Origin of the sequence: Brevibacterium atlanticum, from assembly GCF_011617245.1 — a bacterium.
Taxonomy (GTDB): Bacteria; Actinomycetota; Actinomycetes; order Actinomycetales; family Brevibacteriaceae; genus Brevibacterium; species Brevibacterium atlanticum.
The window spans coordinates 3,206,373-3,216,286 of sequence record NZ_CP050152.1 but is presented as its reverse complement, the minus strand read 5'-3'; the positions used below and the strand labels follow the sequence as shown (position 1 = coordinate 3,216,286).

Here is a 9,914-nt window from a genome sequence, read left to right as displayed (position 1 = left end):
AGGAGCCGACGTCACGGCTGCTTCGCCCAGTCGGTGTTGCTCAGGGACAACTCCTCTGACATCCCGTCGAGGAAGCGGATGACAGCGTCGCGTTCGCGGCTGGTCAGACGGGCGGCGGCGTAGACGCGTCGGGCCTGTGAACGACCCACGGTCTCTCGTGCCGAGCGTGCCGTCTTCTCGGTGACCGTGATGGCGTAGGCGCGCCGGTCGCTGGGGTGGAGTCCCCTGATGACGTGGCCTCCGCGCTCCAGACGGTTGATCAGCTTCGTCACCGAGGCGGCCGACATGTTCATATGTGCCGAGAGCATCTTCGGCGTCACTACCTCACCTTGGCGTTTCGCGGCGATGAGGTAGTGGAGTGCACGCATGTCCTGTTCGCTCAAGTGCATGAACTTCCGCGATGCGTCCGAGAGGGTGCGCTCGGCCTCGCGCAGTCGGGCAAGGGAATTCATGAGGTGAGCGATCTGCTCTCGGTCAGCGTTCGACAGGCCCGAGGAATCGACGAGGTCACCGGGGAAGCCGTGCTCTGAGCCGGTGTACATGTTCGATGTGATCGGGTCGTGACTGTCCCCGACCTCCGGTGATTCCATAGCGCCATCTTACTGATCGATTCCCCTCCAACGCAGAAGAGTTGCTTCGCGTTTATATTAACCCAAAGTTTAGTATATTGTTGAGCCTGATGAAACTCGAACGAAGGACTCATCGATGACCACAGCCGCGGGCGTCGTATTCGGCCCCTCCATCACCTCAGAAATCGAGTCCGAGATCAGGCGCGAAATGGAGGCTCGAGCGCAGCAGCTGGCCGGACTCGGGGTGGCTGCGACCCGCGCATGGGATCTGGCCTCGCGGTGCGTCCTCGGTGGCAAGCTGCTGCGACCGCGGCTGCTCGTCGGGGCGGTCGACGCGCTGGGGGCCTCGCAGGTCCCGGGTAGTGCGGGCGCTTCGGCCCGGTCGTGCGCCTGGGCGAGAGACCGGGCCGTGCACATCGCGGCCGCAGTCGAGCTTCTCCATTTCGCCTTCCTCCTCCATGACGATGTCATCGACGGTGACCTCATGCGGCGCGGGCGCCCGAACTTCATCGGCCTCCTGCTCGAGGAGTGGGAGGCCGATGACGGCCCCGCACCCGCCCTGCCTCGGCTGCAGGCGGCCCGCAGCACCGCGATGTTGGTCGGAGACCTGCTGCTGTCGACCGCTCACCGGATCGTCTTCCGCGCAGCGCCGCCGGGGCAGACCGGAAAGCGGCTTCTCGGGGCCCTTGACCAGGCCGTGCTCGAATCGGTGTCGGGAGAGCTGACCGATGTCGCTCTCAGCGCAGGTCGCGTTCGTCCGGAGTTGGCCGAGGTCGTGGAGATGAGCCGCCAGAAGACGGCGACGTACTCCTTCGAACTGCCCTTGCGGTCGGCTGCGGTCCTTGCCGGTCTCGGGTCCGAAGTCGAGGACCTCCTCGGACAGGTGGGTGCCCTCCTGGGGCTGGCCTACCAGCTGCAGGATGATCTGCTGTCGATCTTCGGTCAGCCCGAGGAGCACGGCAAAGATCCGTACTCGGATCTGCGCGAGGGCAAGGAGACCGCGATCATCGCCCTCGCCCGGCGCAGTGCTGCCTGGCCGCTCATCGCACCGCACTTCGGCACCGGCAACCTCGGTGCAGGTGAGGGTGCGGAGGTGCGCTCGCTGCTCTCCGAGTGTGGGGCGGAGGCCGAGGTCCAGGCGCTCATCGGTGAACTCTCCGCGAATGCGCGGGACCTCATCTCAGCCGAACAGGACCTCATCGGTGCGGACATGGCGATGCTCATCGACGACCTCATCGGGGCCCTCGACGGGAGGCGATCATGAGGCGAAGCGTGGACCGGTTGGGTCCGCTCGGGCGCTACTCCTTCGTGTCGGAACGGATCTCGAAATCGGTCATCGGAGCGTACTCGACGTCCTTCGGCCTGGCGACACGTCTACTCGGTCCCCGCCACCGCGACCATGTGCGCAACATCTACGCGCTGGTGCGGGTCGCGGACGAACTCGTCGACGGGGTGGCCGCCGAGGCAGGGGTCGCCGCCGACCAGCAGAGGAGGATGCTCGACCAGCTCGAAGCCGAGACCGAAAGCGGAATGCGTGTGGGCTACAGCAGCAATCCCATCATCCACGCCTTCGCCCGCACCGCACGAGCAGCCGGGTTCGGTGCCGAACTGACCCGCCCCTTCTTCGCCTCCATGCGCACCGACCTGCAGCTGACGCCCGCCGATCCGAAGGTCACCGAGGAGGCGCAGGGGGTAGGCTTCGATGCCGACGACCATGCCGTTTACGTCTACGGGTCTGCTGAGGTCGTCGGTCTCATGTGCCTGCGGATCTTCATCCGTGACGAAGACTGCTCGAGTGATGCGCAACGGCGGCTGGTCCACGGTGCGCGCAGCCTCGGTGCCGCATTCCAGAACGTCAACTTCCTGCGCGACCTCGGCGATGACACCCAGCGCCTGGGACGCAGCTACCTCAGCGAGACGGGCCACGTCGACGCGCGGGCGCAGGAGCAGTGGATTGATGCGATCCGCACACAGCTCGATGCTGCCGCGCAGACGATTCCGCTTCTGCCCGGTGACGCCAGGGTGGCGGTCCTCTGTGCGCTGCGACTGTTCGCGGCGCTGACGGACAGGCTGGCCGTGGTGCCGGCCGCCGAGCTCCCACGACGACGGATCCGCGTAGCGGGCCCACGGAAGGCGGCACTCGTCCTGCGGGCGTTCTATGAGGTGCGGATGGGGGCGAAGCCATGAGCCGGGTGATCGTCATCGGCGGCGGAGTCGCCGGGCTCGCCACCTCGGCGCTCCTGGTCCGCGACGGTCACGAGGTGACCGTCCTCGAACGTGGCGACCGCCTCGGCGGGAGAGCAGGCAGCGTCGAAGAGCGGGGGTTCCGCTTCGACACCGGGCCCTCCTGGTTCCTCATGCGGGAGGTCTATGACCATTTCTTCGCTCTGCTGGGAACGAGCACGGACGAGCAGCTGGATCTGCGGCTGCTCGACCCCGGATATCAGGTCTTCTCCGAACCTGATGACGTCGCCGGTCTGCGCAGCGTAACCGTGCCGCACGGGGTTGAGGCGGTGGCCGAACTCTTCGAGAGCATCGAGCCCGGCGCAGGCAGCGCGGTGCGAACGTACCTGCGATCGGCGGGCGCGACTGCCGATGTCGCCCGCAGTCGATTCCTCTACAACCCGTTCGATCGGTTGACGCCGGTTATCGGTCGGGATGTTCTCCGGTCTCTGCCGCAGCTGACCCGACTGCTGATGCGGCCACTGGCCGGATTCGTAAAGCGGCGGTTCAAGGAACCCATTCTGCGTCGGATCCTGACGTATCCGGCGGTGTTCCTCGGCACCGATCCGAATCGGGCTCCGGCGATCTATCACCTGTTGAGCGCGTTCGATCTGGACCAGGGAGTCTTCTATCCGATGGGCGGGTTCTGGGCACTCGTCGAACGTATGGAGGAACTGGCTCGCGCGGCCGGGGTCACGGTCGTCACCGGAGCGGAGGTGACCGAGGTGATGGCGCAGCGGCGTGGTGGCCGAGCCGCTGTCACACGTGGTGGTCGACCGACTGTCAGCGGTGTCCGGTGGACCGCCGCCGAGGGGCGGTCGCAGGTCGAACTGGCAGACCTCGTCGTCTCTGCGGCCGATCTGCATCACACGGAGACCGAGCTGCTTCCGCAGCGGCTGCGCAGCTACCCGGAATCGGCGTGGTCGAAGGTCGAGAGCGGACCGGGGGCGATCATCGCGATGCTCGGTGTCGACGGGGCGCTGCCGGAAATCGGGCATCATTCGCTGTTCTTCACCGATGAGTGGGAGGAGAATCTGCAGGCGATCTTCGGCACCGACCAGCGGATCCCCGATCCGGCATCGTTCTACGTGTGCAAACCCAGCGCCACGGATCCCACGGTCGCACCGGGCGGGCACGAGAACCTCTTCGTGCTCATTCCGGTCCCGGCGGATGTGGAGATCGGCAGCGGGGGAGCGGACGGCGACGGGTCTCCCAGCGTCGAGGCGGCGGTCGATGCCGCGATCGAGCGCATCGGACTGTGGGCGGGAGTCGAGGATCTGCGTGATCGGATCCGGTTGCGCAGGACTGTGGGTCCAGCCGATTTCGCGCGGGACTTCCACTCGTGGAAGGGCGGGATGCTCGGGCCGTCGCACATCCTGCGCCAGAGCGCATTCCTGCGAATGCAGAACCAGTCCCGATGCGTCGACGGGCTCTATTACGCCGGGGCGACGACCGCGCCCGGGATCGGTGTGCCGATGTGCCTCATCAGCGCCGAGGTCGTGGCCAAGCGCATCCGCGGGGACCACTCGGCAGGGCCCACGCCGGTGTGATGTCACAGGCGGACTTGTCGGCGCGTGGGTGGTGGGCGGTAGTGTGGAAGGAGTGGCCGCGGCACGCGGAATGAGGCTGAAGGGCACAAAGCACGAGGTGGGAAGGCGATAGGCAGTCATGAGCAGCACAGAAGACTCCGCCGGAAACAGCTTCGCTCTGTCGCAGCCCGCAGTGAACATCACTGTCGCCGTCATGGTGCTGATCGCCGGAGCGATCTACTACTCGTTCTACCTCGTGGGGCACATTGCGGAGAACACGGTCTTCACTCTGAGCAATGTGCACGATCTGTCCGATGCCATGTTGGCTCCGGTCCTCACGTCGATGATCATGCTTCTCTTCACGCATAAGACGCTCGGCCGGTTCCTCGCCCACACCTACCTCGTGCTGCTGAGCATTGGTATTGCCGCATCATTCGCCAACGCCATGATCTTCGATCGATTCGGCTTTACGCAGTACGAGATACTCCCGAGAGTGCTTGTCACTGTTCCGGTGGAGATCGTGCTGTTCACGGTTCTCACGGCCCTCTTCATCAGCGGCGAAGCCACCGTGCGCGAACTCAGGGACCGAACTCGGCGCCGAACAGCTGCGTGACTGACGGCTGAGGCCGCCGGGGTCCCTCGCCGCAGACATGACGCCGGTCAGCCCAGTGTCGAAACTGGGCTGACCGGCGTCACGTGTTGTGAGGAGTGGGCTCAGCTGCTGGTCGAGTAGACCTGCTGCGAGCCTCCGGCGCGCGTGCGGTTGCGGCGCCGGGTCTCGGGACTCGTGCCACGAGAGTCGGAGGCGCGGCGGCTGCTCGGCTGACGGCTCGAGTCACCCGAGCGCTGACCGCCCGACCGACCGCTGCCGGAACGTCCGCCGCGGGAGTTCTCACGGCTGCGGTCGGAGCCACCGTTGCCGGCGCCATCGCGTCCCGAGCTTCCGCCCCGTCCGCCGCGCCCACCTCGGCGACGGCGGGATGATCGACCATTCGACGTGGAAGGTTCGGTCTTCTTCCGCGGCTGTGCCGGTTCCTTCGGCTGCGGTTCGACATACTCAGCGATCTCACCGACGAGCTCGGCCACCTCGGGGGAGTCAGCGGTGACCCTCTTCGGGGTCGCTTTGATGGCGGCCTTGCGGAGCAGGACCTGGGTGTCCTTGCGCTCATCGGGCGTCATCACGGTGACGACGTCACCGGCGCTGCCGGCGCGAGCAGTGCGACCCGAACGGTGCAGGTACGCCTTGTGCTCGGTCGGGGGATCGACGTGGACGACGAGCTCGACGGAGTCGACGTGGACGCCGCGAGCGGCGATGTCCGTGGCCACGAGCACCTTCGCATCACCATTGGTGAACGCGGTGAGGTTGCGGTCGCGGGCCCCCTGGGACAGGTTGCCGTGGAGGTCGACGGCGGGAATGCCGGCTGCGGTGAGTTGGCGTGCGAAGCGCTTGGCCCGGTGCTTCGTGCGGGTGAAGAGGATGCGGCGGCCCGTGCCCGAAGCGAGTTTGTGGACGAGTGCGTTCTTGTCATCGACCGAGACCTCGAACACGTGGTGGGTCATGGCCGAGACGTGCGAGGTCGCCTCGTCGACGGAGTGGAGGACCTCGTTGTGCAGGAAGCGACGGACGAGCTTGTCGACGTCGTTGTCCAGAGTGGCGGAGAAGAACATCCGCTGCCCCTCGGTCGGGGTCTGCTTGAGGAGGCGGGTGACGCCGGGTAGGAAGCCGAGGTCGGCCATGTGGTCGGCCTCGTCGAGGATGGTGACCTCGATGTGCTCGAGCGTGAGGACACCCTGGTTGAGCAGGTCCTCGAGGCGGCCGGGGCAGGCGACGACGATGTCGACGCCGGAGCGCAGCGCATCTTCCTGGCGGCGCTGTTTGACTCCGCCGAAGATCGTCGTCGTCTTCAGGCCGACGGCCTTGGCCAACGGGTCGATGACCTCGGTGATCTGGGTGGCGAGCTCACGGGTAGGAGCGAGGACGAGTCCGCGGGGTTCGCGGGTGCGGTGTGACCTGTCGCCGGCGGCCTGCGATTCGGCGAGGCGGGCGACCAGGGGAATGGAGAAGGCCAAGGTCTTGCCGGATCCGGTCTTGCCGCGTCCGAGCACATCGCGACCGGACAGGGTGTCCGGAAGAGTGTCCTGCTGGATCGGGAAGGCGGAGGTCTTGCCTTCGCGGTCGAGAGAAGCGACGAGCTTCTGGGGAACACCGAGTTCGGCGAACGACGTCGGTGCTGCGGTCTTATTGGTGCGAGTGGTGGTACTTCCGCTGCGACCGTTGGAGGAGCTGCGGTTGGTGGTGCGTGTCTGTGACGTAGTGATGGGATGGCCCTTCGACGTGCCGGAGGGCGTGCTGGTGCCGTGGATTGGTGGCAGGCAGCCGCTTCCGGTCATGGAATGAGCGCTGTCGGCGCTCTCGATCGCCGAGAGAAAACGGCTACGGAATATGCGCGGGTGATTTCACCCAGCTGCAGAGACGAGGCGTCCTGACGACGCAGGGAACCCGAAAACGGGTTCGCAAGTACCTCCAGTATAGCGGGGGAGAGGCTGAGGGCAGAATCGGCGGCGACGGCCCCCTTAGATTAGTAAGTCTATGAAGTTACTAGACAATTTATGAAGCTGGTTGACGCGACGGGACCGCGCATAAGTGCCGTGACCATAGCGTGTGGGAATCGCCGACTCCCCGCACGCGGGAGATCGGTGCCGACGACACCGATCGAAAGGTCACCAGCCTCATGGCACTTCCACCTTCCGGCGGCTCCGCCCGCAGGACACCGCCACTACCGACATCACGACATCGACGACGGGACCAGCGCACCCGACGCCGCGCCCACGGCCTCGTCGGGATCCTCGCCGCAGCAGCACTGACCCTGAGTGCCTGCGGGGGAGCCGCCTCGGGGCAGGGGTCGGTCGCCGACCTCCAGGATGAGAAGCTGCCCGAGGAGATCCCCGCCGACACGACCCTGCGCATCGCCGACCAGCAGGAACAGCAGCAGGTGGCGCTGCAATCCTCGGGAGAGCTCGAGAATCTCGACTTCAAGGCCGAGTTCTCGAACTTCGTCGGCGGACCTGAGATCCTCGAGGCCTTCCGCGCTGATGCCGTCGACGTGGCCCGAGTCGGCGACACCCCACCGATCCACGCCTTCGCCTCGGGCGAGGTGGTGCCGATCATCCTCGCCTTCCGCTCGAATCCCGACTCGGTTCGGCTTGCCACCTCACCGAAGACGAAGGTCCACTCGACCTCCCAGCTCAAGGGCGCGAAGATCGCCTACGCCGAGGGCACCGCCCAGGGCTCGATCGTGCTCAAACTGCTCAAGAAGGAGGGACTGAGCACCGACGACGTCGAACTCGTCCGCCTCGAACTCGCCGAGTTCAGCGAGGCCCTGCAGTCGGACGAAGTCGACATCGCGCCTCTCACCGGTGCCCGCTTGGCCCGCTACCTCGACGGCTACGAAGACAAGGGCGCGGCCTACCTCCCGGATAAGGAGACCTCAGGACTGGGCACCGGGCTGAACTTCATCTACGCCCGCAAGGAAGCCCTCGAAGATCCTGCCAAGGCGGCAGCCCTGCGCTCCTACGTCGAACACTCGATCAAGGCGAGCCAATGGATCGACAAGAACACCGACCAATGGGTCCAGGACTACTTCGTCGACAACCAGGGCGTGAGTGAGAAGGACGGTTACTTCATCCGCAAGCAGGAGGGCCAGACGGTCTTCCCGACCCTTGACGACGTCGTCGACGACGAACAGAACACCATCGACGTCAGCTTTGACGCCGGCGAACTGCCGGTCGAGGTCGACGCGGATGAGATGGTCGACCGCCGGTTCGACGACGTCATCACGAACACCGTCGACGAGATCGGCGCCCACCAGACCAGAGAGGAGCTCGACGAATGAGCACCGCCACCGTCAACCACGAAGAGAGCGTGCACAATCATGATGAGAGCGTGCGTCTGGCTCCGGGCCAGCACAGCGTCAGCTCTTCGACCGCCCCTGCCCTCGAACCTCGCCGGTCATGGCGAAGCCGCCTCTCGCCGCGCCGCATCTCGCTGGGCATCGTCATCCTCATCGCTGTGTGGGTGCTCGGCTCGGCGCTGGGACTCATCGACCCGCTCATCCTGCCGGCGCCGTGGACCGCGGCCGCCACCGGTCTCACGCTCATCGAGAACGGCCGCCTCACCTCGAATCTGCTCACCTCGGTGCAGCGGGCGGTCATCGGGCTGGGACTCGGCACGGTCATCGCCGTCATCCTCGCGCTCTTCTCCGGGCTCTCCCGCCTCGGCGAGAGCCTCATCGACGGACCGATGAACGTCAAACGTGCCGTACCCACCTTGGCTTTCATCCCCCTGGCGGTCGTGTGGCTGGGCATCGGGGAGGGGATGAAGATCACCCTCATCGTCTTCTCCGTGATGGTGCCCATCTACATCAACACCCACGCCGCCCTGCGCGGACTCGACGGCCGCTATCAGGAACTCGCGTTCACCCTCGACCTCACGAAACGCGAGTTCATCACCAAGGTCGCCCTCCCCGGCGCGCTGCCCGGATTCTTCACCGGGCTCCGCCTGGCCGTGACCAGCGCCTGGACGTCACTGGTCGTCGTCGAACAGATCAACGCCACCTCCGGAATCGGCTTCCTCATGAACCAGGCCCGCCTCTACGGACAGATCGACATCATCGTGGTCGGGCTCGTCGTCTACGCCGTCCTCGGCGTCGGCAGCGACCTGCTCGTCCGCCTCGCAGAAAGGAGGGCGCTGACATGGCGCCAGACACTCTCACGGTGACAGGCTCTCATACCTCATCCCAGACGAATTCCCCTACCCCCGCCGAGGCGGCCCCGCAGCTTGTGCGTGTCCGCGAGCTGACCCGCCGGTTCGCTTCCCGCACCGTGCTCGACCACATCGACGTCGACATCGCCGCCGGTGAGTTCGTCGCCCTCCTCGGGCGCAGCGGATCCGGGAAATCCACCCTGCTGCGCGCGCTCGCCGGCCTCGACCGTGGGGCAGAGGGAAGCATCGATGTGCCCGCCGAACGTTCGGTCGCCTTCCAGGACTCCCGGCTGCTGCCGTGGCAGAGAGTGCTTGAGAACGTCACCCTCGGACTGCGCGGCGACGATCCCGCCGGGCGCGCACGGGAGGCCCTCGCTGAGGTGGGGCTGGCCGGACGGGAGCAGTCCTGGCCCAAGGAACTCTCCGGTGGTGAGCAGCAGCGGGTGTCACTGGCCCGGGCGCTCGTGCGTGAGCCGGCGCTGCTGCTCGCCGACGAACCGTTCGGCGCCCTTGATGCGCTGACCAAGTCGAAGATGCACGGACTCCTGCACACACTGCTCGAGCGACATCGTCCCGCCGTCCTCCTCGTCACCCACGACATCGACGAGGCGCTGCTGCTGGCCGATCGGATCATCGTCCTCGACGAGGGACGGATCTCGACCGATCTGCGGGTCCCGGCGGCTCATCCGCGGACCGTCTCCGATTCCGAACTCGCCGAGCTGCGGATCTCCCTGCTGGAGTCCCTCGGGGTCGACACCCGGGTCTGAGATCCCACCCTGCCGCAGGCAGCCACCCCAGACATCGGAAACCAACGCTCTGAATCGGAAGGAC

The 9,914-nt window shown here is 66.2% G+C and carries 9 protein-coding genes; 7 read left to right on the top strand and 2 right to left on the bottom strand.

The annotated features are described in order from the left end of the window. Positions 1–11 precede the first annotated feature (11 nt). Positions 12–590: a MarR family winged helix-turn-helix transcriptional regulator gene (locus tag GUY23_RS14345; RefSeq protein WP_166973363.1), complete on the bottom strand. Its 579-nt coding sequence runs from the start codon at positions 588–590 to the stop codon at positions 12–14. Positions 591–705: 115 nt separating this feature from the next. On the opposite strand from GUY23_RS14345, the gene GUY23_RS14340 reads away from it, so the two are divergent. The 4 genes from GUY23_RS14340 (at position 706) to GUY23_RS14325 (ending at position 4,934) form a co-directional block, all read left to right on the top strand. Then, a complete protein-coding gene (locus GUY23_RS14340; protein ID WP_166973361.1) occupies positions 706–1,833 on the top strand; it encodes a polyprenyl synthetase family protein in 1,128 nt (375 codons plus the stop codon). After that, positions 1,830–2,756, top strand: a complete 927-nt coding sequence (locus tag GUY23_RS14335; protein ID WP_166973359.1) for a phytoene/squalene synthase family protein — start codon at positions 1,830–1,832, stop codon at positions 2,754–2,756. The genes GUY23_RS14340 and GUY23_RS14335 overlap by 4 nt, the downstream gene beginning before the upstream one ends. Continuing rightward, positions 2,753–4,342, top strand: a complete 1,590-nt coding sequence (crtI, locus tag GUY23_RS14330) for a phytoene desaturase family protein (RefSeq protein ID WP_166973357.1) — start codon at positions 2,753–2,755, stop codon at positions 4,340–4,342. Before GUY23_RS14335 ends, crtI begins: the two co-directional genes overlap by 4 nt. A 118-nt stretch (positions 4,343–4,460) precedes the next feature. Continuing rightward, positions 4,461–4,934, top strand: a complete 474-nt coding sequence (locus GUY23_RS14325; protein WP_166973355.1) for a hypothetical protein — start codon at positions 4,461–4,463, stop codon at positions 4,932–4,934. A 101-nt stretch (positions 4,935–5,035) separates the two neighbouring features. On the opposite strand, the gene GUY23_RS14320 is transcribed toward GUY23_RS14325, so the two are convergent. Next, a complete protein-coding gene (locus GUY23_RS14320) occupies positions 5,036–6,712 on the bottom strand; it encodes a DEAD/DEAH box helicase (protein WP_166973353.1) in 1,677 nt (558 codons plus the stop codon). Between the two features lie 341 nt (positions 6,713–7,053). Between GUY23_RS14320 and GUY23_RS14315 the strand changes: the two genes are divergently transcribed. The 3 genes from GUY23_RS14315 to GUY23_RS14305 are packed head-to-tail and all read left to right on the top strand — an operon-like array spanning position 7,054 to position 9,850. After that, the gene (locus GUY23_RS14315) at positions 7,054–8,214 is read left to right on the top strand and encodes an ABC transporter substrate-binding protein (protein ID WP_166973352.1); all 1,161 of its coding nucleotides are present in this window, start codon (positions 7,054–7,056) and stop codon (positions 8,212–8,214) included. After that, positions 8,211–9,098, top strand: coding sequence for an ABC transporter permease (locus tag GUY23_RS14310; protein WP_166973351.1), 888 nt, complete (start codon positions 8,211–8,213; stop codon positions 9,096–9,098). Before GUY23_RS14315 ends, GUY23_RS14310 begins: the two co-directional genes overlap by 4 nt. Next, positions 9,095–9,850 (top strand): ABC transporter ATP-binding protein, encoded by a 756-nt coding sequence (locus GUY23_RS14305; protein ID WP_228282374.1) that lies wholly within the window; start codon positions 9,095–9,097, stop codon positions 9,848–9,850. Before GUY23_RS14310 ends, GUY23_RS14305 begins: the two co-directional genes overlap by 4 nt. Positions 9,851–9,914: the final 64 nt, after the last annotated feature.